The organism is Lentisphaera araneosa HTCC2155 (assembly GCF_000170755.1).
GTDB classification, from domain to species: domain Bacteria; phylum Verrucomicrobiota; class Lentisphaeria; order Lentisphaerales; family Lentisphaeraceae; genus Lentisphaera; species Lentisphaera araneosa.
Map to the genome: position 1 here is coordinate 222014 of NZ_ABCK01000003.1, position 18635 is coordinate 240648.

At 37.6% G+C, this 18635-nt stretch carries 14 protein-coding genes; all 14 read right to left on the reverse strand.

The window, feature by feature from the left end:
* Window positions 1–53: 53 nt before the first annotated feature.
* Window positions 54–1172, reverse strand: coding sequence for a GDP-mannose 4,6-dehydratase (gene gmd / locus LNTAR_RS03875; protein WP_007277332.1), 1119 nt, complete (start codon window positions 1170–1172; stop codon window positions 54–56).
* Between the two features lie 268 nt (window positions 1173–1440).
* Window positions 1441–3318 (reverse strand): polysaccharide biosynthesis protein, encoded by a 1878-nt coding sequence (locus LNTAR_RS03880; RefSeq protein ID WP_007277333.1) that lies wholly within the window; start codon window positions 3316–3318, stop codon window positions 1441–1443.
* A gap of 3 nt (window positions 3319–3321) precedes the next feature.
* Window positions 3322–3882, reverse strand: coding sequence for a sugar transferase (locus LNTAR_RS03885; RefSeq protein ID WP_007277334.1), 561 nt, complete (start codon window positions 3880–3882; stop codon window positions 3322–3324).
* A gap of 306 nt (window positions 3883–4188) precedes the next feature.
* Window positions 4189–5325, reverse strand: coding sequence for a glycosyltransferase family 4 protein (locus LNTAR_RS03890; RefSeq protein ID WP_007277335.1), 1137 nt, complete (start codon window positions 5323–5325; stop codon window positions 4189–4191).
* 287 nt (window positions 5326–5612) lie between these two features.
* On the reverse strand, window positions 5613–7157 hold the full coding sequence (locus LNTAR_RS03895; protein ID WP_083799938.1) for a lipopolysaccharide biosynthesis protein: 1545 nt from the start codon (window positions 7155–7157) through the stop codon (window positions 5613–5615).
* 189 nt (window positions 7158–7346) lie between these two features.
* Window positions 7347–8513: an IS256 family transposase gene (locus LNTAR_RS03900; RefSeq protein WP_007277337.1), complete on the reverse strand. Its 1167-nt coding sequence runs from the start codon at window positions 8511–8513 to the stop codon at window positions 7347–7349.
* 256 nt (window positions 8514–8769) lie between these two features.
* Window positions 8770–10662: an acyltransferase family protein gene (locus tag LNTAR_RS25115; protein WP_157473203.1), complete on the reverse strand. Its 1893-nt coding sequence runs from the start codon at window positions 10660–10662 to the stop codon at window positions 8770–8772.
* A 46-nt stretch (window positions 10663–10708) separates the two neighbouring features.
* Window positions 10709–11878 carry a glycoside hydrolase family 88 protein gene (locus LNTAR_RS03910; RefSeq protein WP_007277339.1) on the reverse strand — a complete coding sequence of 390 codons (1170 nt, stop codon included), beginning with the start codon at window positions 11876–11878 and terminating at the stop codon, window positions 10709–10711.
* A 19-nt stretch (window positions 11879–11897) separates the two neighbouring features.
* Window positions 11898–13007: a glycosyltransferase family 4 protein gene (locus LNTAR_RS03915; RefSeq protein WP_007277340.1), complete on the reverse strand. Its 1110-nt coding sequence runs from the start codon at window positions 13005–13007 to the stop codon at window positions 11898–11900.
* Between the two features lie 5 nt (window positions 13008–13012).
* Window positions 13013–14179: a polysaccharide pyruvyl transferase family protein gene (locus LNTAR_RS03920; protein WP_007277341.1), complete on the reverse strand. Its 1167-nt coding sequence runs from the start codon at window positions 14177–14179 to the stop codon at window positions 13013–13015.
* 305 nt (window positions 14180–14484) lie between these two features.
* On the reverse strand, window positions 14485–15492 hold the full coding sequence (locus tag LNTAR_RS25120; protein WP_274377909.1) for a glycosyltransferase family 2 protein: 1008 nt from the start codon (window positions 15490–15492) through the stop codon (window positions 14485–14487).
* Between the two features lie 21 nt (window positions 15493–15513).
* Window positions 15514–16713: a glycosyltransferase gene (locus tag LNTAR_RS03930; protein WP_007277343.1), complete on the reverse strand. Its 1200-nt coding sequence runs from the start codon at window positions 16711–16713 to the stop codon at window positions 15514–15516.
* Window positions 16710–17855, reverse strand: coding sequence for an acyltransferase family protein (locus LNTAR_RS03935; RefSeq protein ID WP_007277344.1), 1146 nt, complete (start codon window positions 17853–17855; stop codon window positions 16710–16712). The genes LNTAR_RS03930 and LNTAR_RS03935 overlap by 4 nt, the downstream gene beginning before the upstream one ends.
* Before the next feature lie 17 nt (window positions 17856–17872).
* On the reverse strand, window positions 17873–18556 hold the full coding sequence (locus LNTAR_RS03940) for a glycosyltransferase family 32 protein (RefSeq protein WP_007277345.1): 684 nt from the start codon (window positions 18554–18556) through the stop codon (window positions 17873–17875).
* Window positions 18557–18635 lie beyond the last annotated feature (79 nt).

An 18635-nucleotide genomic window follows, 5' to 3' on the forward strand; every position in this document is an offset into this window, starting at 1 on the left:
GTTTTAAAATCCTAAGATGAGTGCATGTAATGAAGGCTACAAAGCCAAACTTATTATTCCTTTGAAATATTGATATCATAACCATGATCTTTTAATATGGCCGTTTTTTTGGCTTCGTCATAATCCACTTGGACCATTTCTTCGACCATCTCTTGCAAGGTGATTTCTGGCACCCAACTGAGTTCTTCTTTGGCTTTGGCGGGATTGCCAAGCAAGGTTTCCACTTCAGTGGGACGGTAATACTTGGGGTCAACAGCTACAATTCTTTGCCCAACTTTGAGCGAGAGGGTCTTATTACCCTCAATGGCTTTGATGATACCCACTTCTTGCTCTTCTGATCCCTGCCATTCAATTGTGATGCCGAGCTCAGCTGCGGCAAATTCAACAAATTGACGCACGGAGTACTGTACACCAGTGGCAATCACGAAGTCATCAGGAGTATCTTGTTGTAACATCAGCCATTGCATGCGCACGTAATCTTTGGCGTGCCCCCAGTCACGTAGGGCATTCATATTACCGAGGTAGAGGCAATCTTCCAAGCCTAAAGCAATATTGGCAATCGCACGGGTGATTTTACGCGTTACAAAAGTTTCACCACGACGAGGAGATTCGTGGTTAAAGAGGATGCCATTGCAGGCATAAATACCATAAGCTTCGCGATAGTTGACACAAATCCAGTAGGCATACATCTTGGCCACGGCGTAGGGTGAGCGAGGATAAAAAGGAGTAGTTTCAGTTTGTGGTGTTTCGCGAACATCACCGAAGAGTTCCGAAGTGGAAGCTTGATAAAACTTTGTTTTCTTTTCAAGACCGAGCAAGCTAATCGCTTCGAGTAGGCGAATTGTTCCCATGGCATCCACATCAGCTGTGTATTCAGGGGATTCAAAAGAGACCGCAACATGTGATTGAGCCCCCAAGTTATAGATCTCATCAGGTTCAATATCTTTAATAATGCGAATCAAATTCGATGAATCGCTTAAGTCCCCATAATGCAAGATGAAATTGCGATTGTCTGTGTGTGGATCTTCGTAAATGTGATCGACGCGCTCGGTATTGAATGAGGAAGCACGACGCTTTATGCCGTGGACTTCGTATCCTTTTTCAAGTAAAAATTCAGCGAGGTATGAACCATCTTGTCCAGTAATCCCTGTAATTAGTGCTTTTTTCTGCATTTTCTCCTTCTATCTTCGTATGTATTTTTAAAGTTATAGCTGCAAAATACTCAGATTGATAAAAATTGGAAGAGTCTTTGTGTTAAGGATTGAATATTTTTTCATAAATCGGGTAATCAGGCCTTGCTAGACTAGGCACATGCCTGCTTTTTCGTACTTGAATTGTTATCTCTACCAGAGCTTTATCTCGGTCTGGCTTCTTTCAGTTAGCTTCCGAACGGTTTTATCTTTAGTTCCCAATGCTTTACTTCGTCATTTAAGGATGAGATTAAATATCATGACCGTGAGTGAAAGTATTTTCAGGAACGTATTTTTGGGCAAGGTGCCTTAGAGCTATTTGCTCATTAGCTTGGATGTATTGCTGGATTAAATCGAGATCGACTTGTTCGTAAAGGCGCTTGGATTCATCCTTTTGCATTAGCCAAATTCGATCGTAGTCAGTTTCAATAACGTTTTCATCTTCAGTGAGAATTTCTTCATATTCTTTTTCTCCAGGTCGGAGTCCACAAAACTCAATTTTCACATCGATATGAGGTTTGAGTCCAGAAAGCTCAATGAGACGAACCGCGAGATCGTAAATTTTGACGGGTTTACCCATTTCCAAGACCATTATTTGACTTGACTGGGCGACGGCACCCGACATCAAGACGAGATCAACAGCTTCAGGAATGGTCATGAAAAAGCGGCACATATCAGGGCTCGTAACCGTGAGGGGTTTGCCTTCTTTAATGAGGCGCTTGAAGAGAGGGATGACGGACCCTGATGAATCTAGGACATTGCCAAAGCGTACAGCGACAAATTCGGTTCCTTTGAACTCTCGTTCTTGTATGTAGCGTTCGGCAATGCGCTTGGTCGCGCCCATGATATTGGAAGGGCGTACGGCTTTGTCTGATGAAATCATGATAAAGCGTTTGACCCCCATTTCTTCGGCCGTGTCGGCGAGTACGGCTGTGCCTAAGACATTATTGCGAAAAGCCGCACTAATATTTTTTTCCATGAGGGGGACGTGCTTATAAGCCGCAGTGTGATAAATTAAATCGACTCCATCGAGCTGTTTAATCGCTTGTCGTATGTCTTCTTTAATGCGAACATCTCCGGCAATCGAAATAATGGGGGTAGATGTGAGGCTTTCCAGTAATTCTTTTTCTATTTTATAGAGTGCCAGTTCGGAACTCTCAAAAAGAATAAGGGCTCGAGGTTTATAAGTGAGAATTTGACGGCAGAGTTCCGAGCCAATACTTCCGCCGGCACCCGTCACCATGACTTTTTTATCTGCAATTGAATCAGCAATGCTATTACGGTCTAAATTAGCTTGAACTCGCCCTAAAAGGTCACTGACATCAACTTTACGGATCATGGAAACAGAAATGTCTCCCATGGCGAGTTCACCTAGAGCAGGGAGGGTATGGAAATGTGGTGAAACTCCTGCTTTCGCACAGGAATCAATAATGGTATTTGTTTCGACGGGTTTATTAAAAGGTGAGAGGATGTGAATGTTAGTGATATCGTAAGTTTTCACTATATATCCAATATCTTCCAATTTTTTAGGATAAACTTGCACGCCGTGGATATATCTTTTATGCGAGATTAAATCATCACTAATGATACCGCAAAAGAGTCCCTGGAAATCTTGCGAGCAGGCGCGAATAAAGAGGTCAGCTTCATCTAAGGCTCCACAGATGAGGACATTCTGTTTATACTCATTACTCTGGAGAATTCTTTTTCGTCTTCTCTCTCTGATAAAGCGGACTCCCGCTCGACTAGCGGTTGACCAACCCGTTAATAATATAAATTCAATACCCAAAACCATACGTGACATTTCTAGGTTTAAACCCAAAAGATCTTTTTTGATAATAAGTGTAAAGATAATCATAGTCATCACACATGCGGCGATAGTCTTGAAGAGGTCATTGATAGAATAATATTTCCATATACCGGTGAACTGCTGGAGTAAAAAAAAGCATATTACGCTACAGACCATGAGGATGGGGTAGCTTATAAAAAATAATTCGACATAATCGGGCAGTTCTTCATCAAAACGCAGAAGAAAAGCCAGATAATAAGTGACAAAAATCCCCAAGCAATGCCAGATCAAAATAATTGATTTTCTCATTGGCCAGGAGCGTAGTTGTGTACTTAGGTTCATATCTTAATGACTCACATTTTTTCCAAAAATAACACTATAGATAGTTAGCCAGATAATTTTCAAATCAAGCAAAAATGATTGATTTTGAAAGTACCACGCATCGAACTCAACTTTTTTAGTGATGGGGATTTCGTCACGGCCGTTGATCTGTGCCCAACCAGTAATCCCCGGGGTTAAAACGTGGCAACCGACTTTCGTCCGTAGTTCAATCTGATCATCCTGATTGAAGAGAGCGGGGCGTGGGCCAACAATGGACATGTCTCCTTTGATGACATTAATCAACTGCGGTAGCTCATCCAAGCTCGTTTTTCGCAGGAATCCACCTACAGGTGTCAGCAGCGACTTGGGGTCTTTGAGTAAATGTGTGGCGACTTGGGGTGCGTTTACTCGCATGGTTCTGAACTTGATCATATCAAAATGATTATTATTGGCTCCAATGCGATCAGAGACATAAAAAATGGGACCGTTTGATGTTAAACGCACCGCAATCGCGCAGACGATAAATACTGGAAGGAAAAGTATTAGGCCAAAAAGAGAGGAAATTATGTCAAAAATTCGTTTCATGTTGTTTGTCAATCGGAGGGCAGCTGTTAAGGAGTGCTAAATAGAACTTAAAAAGTTATTTTCTATTTTATAGTAATATACAAGGTAGTTCTCTGAAAGTAGTACCTTTAATAAAATTAATGTGCTATAGATAATAAGATGTGACTCGAATTCATAGGTTTGGGGAGCAGCAGTAAGTTATTGATCTATTAGCCTATATAAATCTTCCACGCCAAAGTTCTTATTGATCGAGTTAGTCTCTATAGTGAGTAAGAATTGCCCATTATGCAAATTTTTAGAGCCATTCATATCAATGCTTTTACTGACTTAGGGCTCATCATTATCCCACGCGCCATAAACTAGCAAAGTTTCTTTGATAACCCTTTCAATGGTGAACTCATTTTTCACTATTTTGCGTCCTTGTTTACCCATTCGTTGCCTGAGTTTAGGGTCTTCTATTAAGGTATGAAGAGCATCGGCCAGTTCAACTGTACTGAAAAGGGGGACGAGTAAGCCATTCTCTCCATCTCTGACGATCTCCCTACAGCCAACTACATCAGTTGTTACAATAGCTCGTCCACAGGAAGCAGCCTCCAAAAGAGCTTTAGGCAGACCTTCGCGATAGGATGGCAGGCAGACAATGTGCGACTTCTCCAGTACTTTAGGCATATCGTCGCGCCGGCCCCACCATTCGACTAGGTTTGAGTTTACCCAGTGATCCATCTCATGTTCACTGATCGCTGCGGGATTTTGGTAGTCTACGTCACCCACTAATGCAAATCGTGCTGCAATTCCTCTCTCTTTCAGAATACGTACGGCGGACACAAACTCGACCACTCCCTTGTCTCTCAGCATTCGCGCTGGTAGAACAATAATTGGTGGCTGCTCAGCAGCTTCGAGTGTATAGTCGAATTCTTTAATGTTTACACCTGCACCACGGATCAGTACAGTGCGATCTTTAGAGATAACCTTATTTTCAATTAAAGAACTGATGTCATCCTGATTTTGCATGATCAGTTTGGAGTTTTTATCATTTAACAAAAACTTGAAAGCAAAATTGATAAAGGGGCGTAATAAGCGAGCTTTAAGTTCTTGAGAGGTGAAAATATATCCCATCCCCGTTATGGCATTAACGACATGCGGAACTCCAGCCAAACGCGCGGCAATGGTTCCCAAGAGAATGGGTTTGATGGCCACTTGATGAACCAGATCAGGCTTTTCCAAGCGATAGATTTTTGTAAGCTGGAGAATCAAAGACACAGCCTTGAAGGGGTTCATACTACCACGATCAAGATTATAGGGGATGACTCGAATACCAGCTTTTTGGATGCGTTCCCCATGTGCCTTTACATTGGTCACCACTGCTACATCGTAGCCCGCTTTTTTTGCGGCCACAGCTAAAGGCAGTCTGTGAGAACAAAAGACCCAGTCTTCTGTAATGAAATAAAGGATTTTTTTTGACATATTTGTTCTAATTTTCGTTCATACCGTATTGTTTAGTGTTTGATTATTGAAAGTCTTCTTCTATCAGCAGTATATCTTTTTTTGAGGTAAATTGATCATTTACTATTTCATATAGTATTCATAGAACTCAGTGATGCTGAATCTTACCTCTAATTAAAATGTGCCGCTTTTTCATAAGTTTTCCTAAAATTAAACTTCTTTTACATGAAAGATATTCTGTATTTTCGGGATGTGTGAAGTCCCTCAAATAGAGTGCTTGGAATATTATCAAAAAGCAAAGTATGGCCTCATGATACTTTACGGGCTATTAAACTTTCTAGTATTTGTTTTGTTTTATCATACATATATTTGAACTCATCATTTTTTCGATAAATCAAATATACACATAAGAAAAATACAAGAGATGAAATCAGAAGTTTGCTTAGGGTGTGTATCAAATTGAATTCAAATTGGATTACTGAACTGAGGAATGTGCCGATCAGTATTGAAGTAATAATAATTATTAAAAAATAAGAGTAGTTCAAAAAATATGTTGTAGGCTTTTTATCAAAACCATATTTGAATAAAACTCGTGGTTGGTACCACCAGTTAGTTACTAATCGAGCAACTGCAGTTGCAGCTAGTACTCCTGAAATGCCCCATGATAAGCCAAAAAGTACGGAAAGTACTACATTAAAAATTGCGGTGAAAATTACAACAAGTCGCCCTTTGGTGAAAACGCCAAGAGAATTCATAAAAGTTCCAACTAAATTAATTAATCCCGACATAAAAAAATTTAGGCATAACAATGCACAAATTGTGTTATTCATAACATAATTTTCACCAAATAATAGGAGGATTAAATCATTAGAACATATAAAAAACGCTAAACTTATCCAGCCATAACAAACAAAAGCTATGAAGCAAATATTATTGAATAACTTTGATGTGGATAGTTTATCAGATACCGCATTAAAATTACCTATGCCTGCACTTATAGAACCCATTAAGCTGAGTATGAAATTTTCTACGGTCTTAATTAAAAGTACATAGTTGGATAGGATTCCAACGCTTACTACTCCTATAAATTTAGCGATTATTATATTATCAGTACCATTAACAAGAAATCCACTGATTCTACCCAGTGAAAGTTGCCAGACATTGCGGAATATTTGGCTCTTATCTACTTTTGTTAAATTATATTTTTCAACTGTATGATGATCGGTATCCTTACGCACGATGTAAGCAATTAAAAAGAATTGAAGTACTGAGCCTAATACCTGAATTATCAGGTAATGGATGTAGTTTTTTGTTTGAAATAGAAAAAATATTTGCAGGCAACTTTGTATAATGGTTACAGTATAATTTACAGTTGTCACAATATACTGTCTTTGTGATGCCATGAGAAATAGGCTTTGGTGAGCGAATAAATAAGTTATTGCAGTCGTAAATAGAAAGAGTAAGTAAATTTGTTCGAAACTTTCATTTATATTGGGAGGGTCTTTTATGAAAAAATTTAAATAGGGAATTATTGAGATTCCAATAACAATAAAAATAACAAAAATGATTTTGTAGACCTTAGCAAAGTATTGCATTAAAGCTTTAACTTTAGCCTCGTTTTTTTGAGCTATTGGCTTATAGAGTGCATGAGTCATGACAGCGCCCAGACCCAACTCGCTGAGTGAGAGCATCATTATGAGATTAGTAAATAAACCAGAGATACCTAAGTGCTCAGCTGTGAGGCAACGTACAAATACTATACGACAGACAAATCCAAGTAAGGTATTCAGGAAATATCCAGCTGTATTACTCCAGATATTTAACAGAGCATATTGTGTGCGGGTTCTAGTCAACTGGTGAAATTTTACTTTTGTATAGAGTTTTTATGAGCGTATCTATTGGTTAGCAGTAGACCTCTATAGAGGATCGAAAAAGTATCAATGCATTTAGGCGTATTGTGAGTTTTGTATAATTTTGTGTTCATGTAAAAGTTTAGCGATAGAGTCCCGTTGTTTCTGTAAATTGGTGTTGACCAATTTTAGTTAAACAGACAGATAAACTCTTTTTGTAGCTATCCAGGTTTCATCTAATTCCATAAGAATAGCGGATGCTAATCTAAGAAGTGAAGCTTCATTTGGGAATATAGATACGGTTCTAGTTCGCCTGAGAATTTCTCGATTCTGTCTTTCAATCATATTGGTCGTTCTCAGTTTTGTCCAACAAGAACGCTCGAGATCGAATACAGAAAAGCCTTCAGGAAGTGCAGATTCCATCCATTCAGATAAATGTGAAGCCTTTTCTTCATACTTTAAGCAAGTAAGCTTTAAAAGCCTTTCAGCCTCAAGCTTTGAAGGTGCATTAAAGATATCTCTAATATCTTGAGCTACTTCTGAGCGCATAACTTTCTTAGGGACATAAGCACCAGCATTTTGCTGTAGGTGAAATTGACATCTCTGCCATGGGATAGAACCAAATACAGTCTTTAACGCTGCTTTTAGGCCCGAATGACTATCACTGGTAATCATCTTGAGGCCATGGAGTCCTCGAGCATTCAATGACAGAAAAAAGTTCCTCCAATGAACTTCCGCTTCACTTAAAGAAACACTTGTTCCGAGGACTGAACGTTTTCCTGATTCATCTATTCCATAGGCAATAAGTAAAGCACAATCTCGAACAGTCTTATCTACTCTAACCTTCTCGTATCTCGCATCCACCAAAAGATAAGAATATTTACCTAAAGGACGGTTGCGCCACTTTTCTAAACTCTCATCTAGCTCAGTTACCACACGGGATACCTGTGATTTACTTACAGATAGACCACACATTTTCTCTAAAAGTTTAGTCACCTTTCTAGTCGATGTCCCCTGAATATAACTCTCTGCCATAGCTGTCATTAAAGCTCGTTCACTTCGCAAGCCTTTCTCCAAAGAACTTGGATAAAAATCAATTTCACCTCTGACTTGAGGGATATTAAGCTTCATTGCTCCAAGTCGAGTGTTTACAGTTTTATTTTTATAGCCATTAGCATAACCCAAGCGACTTTCATTACGTTCATATGGATCAGCTTCAAGAGAATTACTTCTCTCCACTTTCATCGCTTCATTTAATAAAACTCTCATCGCTTCAAGCATTCCGCTTTCGCCGTTTTCTGTAACTTGTTGGATCATTTCTAATAAGACGCTACTGTTTTCTTGTGTAGAGTGGTGCATAATAATTCCTTGTGGGTTGTTTTGGTGCAACACCACTCTGCATCTTCTTTACCCCGAGTTACAAACAACTTCCTCAATTTCGCTCCGACGAGAAAGTTCCCATTCTCGCGAAGTCTCGGAAGCTATTCATAACTCTTAAAGTAGAGCAATAGCAGAATTTACAGAAAATTTGGGACACGACCAGTTTAGCCGATATTATAATCGGCAGAGTATAATTTTTTAGAGTTGACTAGTGGAGGCGTCTTGACCCTTTAATCTAGGGAAAAATTTTGTTAAGAGCAACAGTTAAGCGGTTTTTTAGAAGTTGACTACCGTAATCATTAAGATGGTTGTTGTCTTTGTAATACAGAATCCCGTTATTATCTGAAATTCTAATAGACTTATCACTATTTGTAAATAAGTCCTCGGATTTTACAAATAGTGCTTTATCTCCTGCTTTCGAGAAGATGTTTTTTATTATTTTATTTGCTTGTTGTCTACTATTTTTGTTGTCTTCAGTTTCAAAAACTTTTGCACATATATAGTTGGTGTATTTTACTAAATTCTTTTTTTGGCCAGCAATAGGAGGCTGTTCAATGGTAATAACGTACGAATTGTATTTTCTTAGATCTATTACGAATTCAGTATATTTCTTCGTGAAGTTTTCTTTAAATTTATTATTAAAAGTATCTGCATAATGATCTAGCGTGATGATTACTTTAGGCTTGTGTTTTTGAATAAGATTTTTTCGGTATTGATCAAATTTAAATCTTTCCGAAACAGTAAAATCCCCGGATAATTTGGCTTGTTTATCAGTATCTAATGCTAACCAAGGTGATGGTGAGCCATTACTGCCAAGAAATGCAACAGTTAAATTTTTTGAATCACACAATTTTTTAATTAATGGGGAATGCATTAACGCATGAGAACTCCCTAAAACAACTACATCGAGTCTTTCTACGTTTATAGTTGTATCAGGTTTTTTCCAGTTATTTGTGACATTGTAATTTCTAGCCGTGTTAACTCCTTTGGTGTACGTAACTTTATTACGTAAGGGTTCCAGGCGTTTTTCTTGAATTGCGATAGAGCTTACTATTGTAATTACTGTGGATATCAAGCAAATTTTCACGATGTTTTTGTTATGACTAATTCTCAAGGGGTTCTCAAAAAAATGATATGTGATTGATGATACGAGAAGACAAACAATAAACAGTAAAGTTAAGTGTAAATTTGTAGGATGATTTGGGAAAATCAACCATGAGAAATAAACAATTAATATCCAATGCCATAAATAGAGAGAATATGATATTTTACCAATATAGACCATAGCTTTACTAGCAAGTAATTTTTGAGAAAGTTGTGATTGTCCATCCCATAACAGTAAGCATGCTCCAGTAATAGGAAGAATGGCAATATAGCCTGGGAAAGCCATAGATTTATTAATAATTAAAAATGCTGTTATTATCATTATTATACCAATGAGGTCGAATGGTATTTTTATTTTACTAAAAGATGTATTGTGTGGGGTGAAGCCCGATGTATGTAAAAATGCTACAAGACTACCGGCTAACAGTTCCCATGCACGAGTAGGTAATAGGTAGAATGCAGCACTGGGCATACTTGCAGAGATATATATACTTAAAATAAAACTTAAAATAAAACCAGATATTAAAATAATAAAGGTAGTTTTTTTAGAGAATTTTTTCAATACTATGGTAAGAGCTATGACAAATACAATATAAAACTGCTCCTCAACACCAAGTGACCAAGTATGAAGAAGTGGGATATCTTCAGAAGCAGGACTCCAATAACCAGCCTGTTGCCATAAATTGATATTAGCGATCATTAAAAATAAGGCAGCTACTTGTTTACCTAGAGCTGCAAATTCATCTGGCAAAAAAATGAAATACCCAGCGATTAGAGAAAAAGTCGAGATTAGTAATAAAGTAGGGAAAAGACGTTTAACTCTACGAGCCCAAAACTGTTTTAGAGAAAAACTATGACTATCTATTTTATTGATAACTATATAAGCGATTAAATAGCCTGAAATCGCAAAAAAGATATCGACTCCAATAAACCCAGAAGGGAACAGGGATGATGATAAGTGAAAAATTAGTACAGGTATGACAGCAATGGCTCTTAATCCATCAATTTCGGGTCGATATTTCATAGTTGTCTTATGTTTAATTCGCTGATAATACCCAATAACAATAGTGTTAGTTAGCCGCGACATCCTGAATTTTAGCATAAGCTCTTAAGCCAAAGCCCTGAGCAAAAGGCAGGGAATCATAGCGAGTTGAAAAAATTCCAACATCCTTTGTGTCACCTTGGCAGTTATCTAACTTGCCACTCATACGAGTCTTACTTTTTAGCATATCAAGAGATCTTCGAGAAATCTCAGCGTACTCATTCTTCACGAAAATGTCATGGCAGCAAGCGTAGAAGTAGGCAAATATAGCTGTAGCTGAACTGTCATAGGTTTTTTTATCTTGTAGGAAAGTTCCAAAGCCTCCATCTTGACGCTGAAAGCGAGCGTAAAAGTCTGCCATTGCCAGGAGTTGCGAACGTAGTTTATTTTTTTCATCGGAATCACTCATTTCAATAAATGAATCAAGGACGCCAATAATGTACCAACCCGTCCCTCGTCCCCAGCCGTATACCCCCATAGGGAGCTTGGAGTTAATTTCATAGGCATGAGCGGGAAGGTAGGTGTTCTGGAAAAGGCCAACTTTATTAAATTTTCTAATTTGTTCATAAGCTAAATTTTGATACTTATGCTCCTTGTATATTTTTGCATAGAGTACTAAAAAAGGGCAAACTAAGCCTAAAGTATCAACATAACGAAGGTTGGTTCGCTGGTTGTAGATGATCATTTGATCCTCATCAGAAATGAATTTCTCAACGATTGAGATCATATAGTCCATCGCAGGTCTAATAAATTCGCTACGTTTAGAGTATTTTAGCAAAGAAAAAGCCAGCATGGAATTATCAACATTTGTGGGTTTCTTTCTCCACATGCCTTCGGTATCGATAAAATGTTTGGTACACTTTTTTAAAAGCTCGTCAGTATCATTTTGCGTATATTCACAGGCACCTAAGACCAAGCCTGCTGTCTGCCAGGACTGCACGCAATTTCTACTGAATTTACCAGTGATTTTATCCCATAAAATCAAATGGGTATTATCAGAGATTTGAACAGGCGGCGTTTTTGGTAACCATTTAATTACCGTTCGATTATAGCGTTTAATCCAAGATTGATGATTTTGCCATCGTCCTATTCGGTAACGGCTGTAACGATCGATAAACCAATAATAAAAATCAACGCTTAGGAAAATTAAACCTACAACAAAAAAACAGGCTAGTAACCAATACACATACTGAAACACTTATTTTTTCCTTTTTTGACTATTGAGATGCCAGGTCGTTAACCGTTGAATAAAACAAGGGGGCAACTTTTTCCCAGTCGAAATTTAAAGAATAGGATCTAAGTTTATGACTCATTTCAATTGTATATGTGGAGTTCTCTATCAGGTTTAGAGCAATTTTCACTAAGTCATCAGAGTTATTACCAATAGGGTATACTGACCCACCACCATAACTCCTTATACCTCCGATATCATTGCTTACAATTGGACACCCGCAGGCCATGGCTTCCATTGTTGCATTGTTAGCTCCTGAATCAATAAAAGGAATGAGCAAAGCTGTAGCTAGCTGATATTCAGTTAGCAACTCTTCATCTGATAAACCAGATATGATTGTAACATTTGAGTTTTTTTCTGCCCAAGATAAGTCAATTATTTTTAAGAAGTGTTTAGGGATGACTATTCTGAGTTCAACCTCGGGATATACATTCTGCAAGTTTTCAAATATTGACTGTAACATATCAAAATCACGAAGATACTGGCCACAGGCTAGGAATGATATTTTTTTACGTGGTTTGTTGCCAGGGTGGAAGAAATTAGTATCGATGCCATGGGGAACAAATGCAACTCTTCCGGGACCAACTAATTGCTCTATTTTAGGGATTTCCCGTTCCCAAAGAACGATGGCAGACTTAAGACGATGGCACATTTCATAGCCTTCTCTTATGAACCATTTTGATGTGTGTATCTGACCATTTTCTGCCCATTGAGAAGTCGGTATGTGAATAACGCCAACTAGTGATTTTGGGACTGATTTCCAGTGTTTTAAAAGTTGCCAATTATCATCCATGTTAAGTACACATGAAATATTATTTTTCTTATTTCGTGTTTTATGATAAAAATTAAGTTGAGCACTACTTAAAAAATCATTTTCGTAGGGTTTGCCAAATCGCATGTTGTTTAATCGCCCTAGGATTTTACTAGGTAAATTATTTTTAGGTTTAAAAATCTTTCCTTTGAATGGTTGTTTTTTAAGACGTTTACCTAACTGCTCATAGAAACCTGAATGTCCCCCATACCACCCAGTATCTTTTGTCAAGATAGATAAGTCAGGTGTTTGTTTTGGGCTTATTTTTGAGTTTGTATCTTTCATATATTTCAACCATTAATAAAAGGTAGAATTGTTTCCTTGGCATTAGCTGCCTTGGCGGCATATTTAGGTATGAATGTTTTGAGTTTTGTACGGAGCTCGTTCTCTCGAGAACTTAAACTTTCAAATGCATCTATTAATTGATTAGTAGAATGGAGTTGTTGAACTGGAAGTACCATGTCATCTTCACTTCCAAAAATATCTCTGGCAATACCACGTGCTTTGACACTGTAGCCTACGACGAAAGTAGGGACGTGACTGGAGTATGCAGCTATTGTCGCATGAGTTCGTGCACCAATAAACATTCGACAGCGGGAAATAAAGCCCTTAAGTTCCAGAGCATTGTGGTCACCAATTTGCACAACTCTTCCACTGTCTTTAAAGTTCTCATACAATTCGGCCATGGTATCAAAATCACTATTGCCTTCTACAATGACATGGGGAATTAATGCTACACGCATATCTGTAGAATCTAAAATATGATTTATTAACCCTGCGTAGGCGTTCATTGTAGCCCCATCTTCTTTTTCGTACTTCAAAATTAATGGACTAAGATTAATTCCTACGGTATTACCTTCTTCAAAGCCATTTGGAAGAGGGAGTTCAGTTTTATCAAGTAGAAAAGCCGGGTCGGGGTAGAGGTGAACATTATCGAGCCCTCTATCTCGCATAGCCTGGTAGCTTATAGTTTCACGAGTATTGATGACTGCGTGCCCTCTTAAATCATCTATCATTCTTTGATCCATCGCACTTGGCTCTACGGAGCAGCCCCACAAAACAGTAGTGACTCCTTTTTTTCGAAGGTATTTATTAAGACTGTAGAGGTACTCAACCCAGCCATAACAATAGTTATCACCGCCGATAGACAAGGCTAGAGTATTTTTATCTGCATGTTCAATAACAGGTGTATTTTGATATCGATAAAACTGTTCATCGCTACCTGAAATTTTATGTGACATTTTTATAAGTAATTTCTGTAAAGCACTTATCTCTGATTTGGCTTCTGTAACATTGAGTATCTTATCAAGTCCCACAGATCTATCTGTTTCTGGCCGGTCAGAAAATAGTGTGGCATTCTCATACATTCCGTTGACAATTTTCATTGTTGTTCTAACAATGGCTTCACAGCCGTGGTTCCCACTGCCACCATGGGGATAAAGCATGAATTTTTTCATAAACTCAGTCCTTGTATTTTGAGTGGATTATTAAAAAAGAGTACAGATTACATGTTTTTTTACATATTCCTAAAACTAATAAATCTTTGTTATATAGAATACGCATAGATGATTTAATATTTTAAATGTGATGTGAGTATTTGTATATTAAGAGTGTTTACGCTAGCGTAAATTAGACAATTTCACTTCTATAAAGCGTGGTGGTTCTAATTATAACTGTGATTTCTATCGAATAGAATGAATAAATCTGTTCAAGGATTTAATTAAAATGATTTTTATTTTGTAGAGGTTTCTAGAGTTTTTTATTAAAATTTTTGTTTTAAAGTCACTAGGAAAGCTTGCCTGTATTTATGCAAGAATAACATAATTCTAAGTTTGTACTTTACCTTGGGATATTTGTAGTTATGAAAAGCTTCTTTTAAATAAGGGTGCTTAAGGATGTTTTTGATTTCTTTATATCTTTTGAAGAACCCAACTTTTGACTTTGCGACTTCATTGATGGCATTAAATGAAAAAAAGATCATAGTGGTTTTAAGTTGTTGAGTAAAATCAAATTCAGAAATATTGCCGAATAAATTCTTTGCTTCTTCGTAAACATGCAGGTTTATACCCCATTTATCTGTATTGTACACAGCTGTTGTGGAGTAAGGATTGAAATAGAAGTTATAGTTATGGTGACCTTTTAGGTGATACAGGCTTTTGGCGTGATATGCAGCTTTGGCACCAAACAAAAAATCTTCGTTATATTTGGTTTTTGTATCATACCAAATGTCATTGTCGTTTAATAACTTCTTTCGAAAAAGGCAGGCCCAATTAGATATAGTGGGGGGATAATCGATGTCTTCTCGCATAAGTAGACAGGGGAAATATTCTTTGAGCATATCATCTTTATTATAATAGCCTTCTCTAATCGGCTGGACTACCTCAAAGGCATAATCTTCATACACTCTTTTGTAGTCACTGATCAGCAGATCGACATCATGTTTTTCTGTTTTTTCCATCATAACTTTATACATATCTAGTTCTAGCCAATCATCAGAATCAACGAAACCTATATATTTACCAGTAGCAATTTTTAAGCCTTCATTTCTAGCAGATGAAGTCCCACCATTTTCTTTATGAATGACTTTTATTCTAGTATCTAGCTCGGCATTTCTGTCACAAACTAATCCAGTCCGGTCCTTTGAACCGTCATTAATCAGGATCACTTCAAAGTCCCTAAAGGTTTGTTGTAGGACAGTGTCAAGGCATCGCTGCAGGTGATTTTCTGCATTATATACAGGCATGATTATACTTAGGGTAGGACTTATCACTTTTTTCTCTTTTAACTTTTTTTAGTCTAGGTCTACTAGTTGATAGATTTTTTTCAGTTCAGATCTATTGCTATAGTCACGTGAACTAGCTCCTTTAGCTAATTGCGAACGCAATTGAGTGTCTTTAATTAATGTTATTATTCCTTCCGCTATCCCTTCGGTATTGAGGGGGCAGATCAAACCGTCAACGCCATCTTCTAGTTGGCTTTTGGCTGTAGGGAAGTTTGGGATGAGTACCGGTTTACTAAGGATTTGTGCCTCCCTAACAGTTACGGCTTTGCCTTCGTAGCGAGAAGGTTGAACATAAATGTCGCAAGCTTTTATATATGGATATGGGTTTGTCTTCTTACCTAGTATTATGACCTTGTTCTCAACATTATGGTCTTTGATTTTTTCTCTGATCAAAGCTTCCCCTTTACCAAACCCTATTAGGTACCACTTTACAACAAGTCCCCGCTTCCCTAAGAGTTGTACTACGGCGGGGATGGATTCGAAGTTTTTGGCATAACAAAAGCGACCGACTGAGCAAACACTAATTTCTCCAGATGTGATTGGCATTTCTTCTGATATAACCTGTGATGACGCTTGTTGTCGAATGAGTTCTGGAGATATAATATTTTCAATTATTTTTACACGTTCTTCAAGGTCTGGAAATACTTTTAAGAAGGTACTTCGAACACCATCGGAAACGGCTGCTATGTGATCTAAAGCCCCCCATGTAGGTGCTTCAAAGGAATGATCTACTCCACATTCCATTGTGCTGTAATCGGTGTGGATCCAACCAATCTTAGTTTTTGCGCGGACTTTTTTTAGCATTGGGTCATGGGGAGTAAGGAAACTAATTCCCAAGTCATACTCACCTTCAATAGAGGGAAGAAAAGGTAAGCTGTAGCGCATACTTCTAAGTAGAAGAAAGCTTTTTTTTTCAAATATCAATAGCTTAGCCCAAGTGATGAATTTAGCGAGTAAACGGGCAAGGGCAATTGGGAATGTCGAGCTAAATAGAACATCTTTGATGGGGCGCTCTAAAGCAGCATAACGATTGTCTTCGGGTAACAAACGAATGTCTTGCGGGATACCATCCATTAATTCACCATCATGAGACCAGAGGTGAAGTGTTATATCATATTTGTCGCAATCAAGTGCCTGCAATAATCCCAGCAGGCTTCGTTCAACCCCTCCGACACCTAAGCCAGATGCAGTTATAAGAATTTTTTTCACTCCAGTTTCCTTCTAAGCCATTTTCGTAAGTAAGGTGTATTACATTCTGTTAGGAGTGAAAAAAAATACGCAATAAACATAACAAAAACCATGAGCCCGAGGAACTTCATTAAATCAAAAAGGCCTCCTTCTAGCTTTAATCCATCGTTAAATAAGAAACCTGCATAAATAAATACCAAAATAGGGTTGTGTATAAGATAAAGGGTATATGAAAAGCTAGCCATTTTGTTATGAAAGCCAATTAAAGGGAATTGTGCCTTTGGCTTCAAATATGCTTTGACTTTGGTGGAGTACATAAATCCAGCAAAAACAATACTCAGAATCATATCAGTTATTAGTTGAATATACCAAAAATCCTTTACTGGGATGATGGTTCTTTCTAATCCGCGAATTAAAACGAATACTAAAAGTGTACAAAATCCAATTAACGGGTATTGCCAACGTATTCTTAGCCATTGTTTGGGTAATGGAAGAACTGCAACAGCTACGCCTATTGACCAGATGATAAAATAAGAGGCCATACGAATTTCCATAAATAAAAGTAAGGGGATAAGTATCACAAACATGATCACACGATGTCTTTTATTTTGCTTGCGATCTAGAGCTAAAACTATAACTGGGAAAAGTAGGTAATACCAAAATTCGTAACTTAAACTCCATAGTGGAGTATTAGTGCCATATGGCATTATATGTTGCGGCTGAATCATCAGGAGACTAGTTATCCAGTGAATAATAGAAAGACGATTTTCGGCACCAAAATAGTTTTCTATCCCCCATAGATTCATACCCAGATGATCAAGTAAGGCGGTTATTAGTAAAATAGGTATCAATACAATGTATAGCCGAGACATTCGGTTAATTAGATAAGTTGTCCAATTAAATTTCCCCTCTGTTACAGAAGCCAGAACTGATGAGCCGATGAAGTATCCACTCAAAACAAAAAAAATAATAACAGCTTGATGCCAGAATAGTGTAATAATATAAAATGTGGTATCCAGTATGGTTGGATTCTCAATATCTGAATACGAGCCATAGAACATACTGCGAGCATGACATAGTAGAACGACTAAAGCTGCAACCCATCGAAAAGCATCGAACATGCCAGAGGAATATGGTGGTGTTTTGAAACGAGTTGTTGACATAAATTAAAGTGAGGAACTTATTTTCTTATTTTTGAAAGCGCTTTTTTAAGAGCACCCTTTACTTTAGCCCAAGGACCATGCCAAGATTTTCCATAATGGTGTATGGTATAGCTATCTTTGGATCGGGTCATTCTGCCGACTCTGGGGTCGTAGGGAGAAAAGAAACGCTCGGGTAAAACTATGTTATCTACTTCAATTACCTGCTTTGTACCGTTTAAAGAAAGCCCTTTGTTCTTTAAATAGTTAGTAACAACGCGAACATTGGTAGTGAGGTCTAGTGAATTATCCGAGTTTAAAAAATTACGGTCTTTATATTGTTCTAGGTAGGCTTTGATGTACTCATGTTTAGCTTCAGAACCTATAGTACTGGTCGCAATGTAATTGCCAGCCTCAAATCCCCAAAGTGAACGATTATTTAATAGATCATCAAAGGATTTTAGGACTTCTACATCTGTATCTAGATAAATCCCACCCATTTCATAAAGTGCATGCCCGCGAGCATAGTCACTAACAAAGGCAAACTTTCGTGCTTCATAGGCTTGCTCAACATAGGGACAAATATGAATGTTGAAGTTGCTCTCATTCCATTCTATAAATTCGTAGTCTGGCATCATTTTATGCCATCCTTCAATGTATTTAAGTGCAGTTTTTGGCTTGTCTCCATGGCCGAACCAGCAATAATGAATTATTTTTGGGATCATAATATAAGTAGAGTGTCTCTTTGGGGTGTATATTTCATGATTAAACTTCAACAATCAACATATTTAAAATTAATGTACC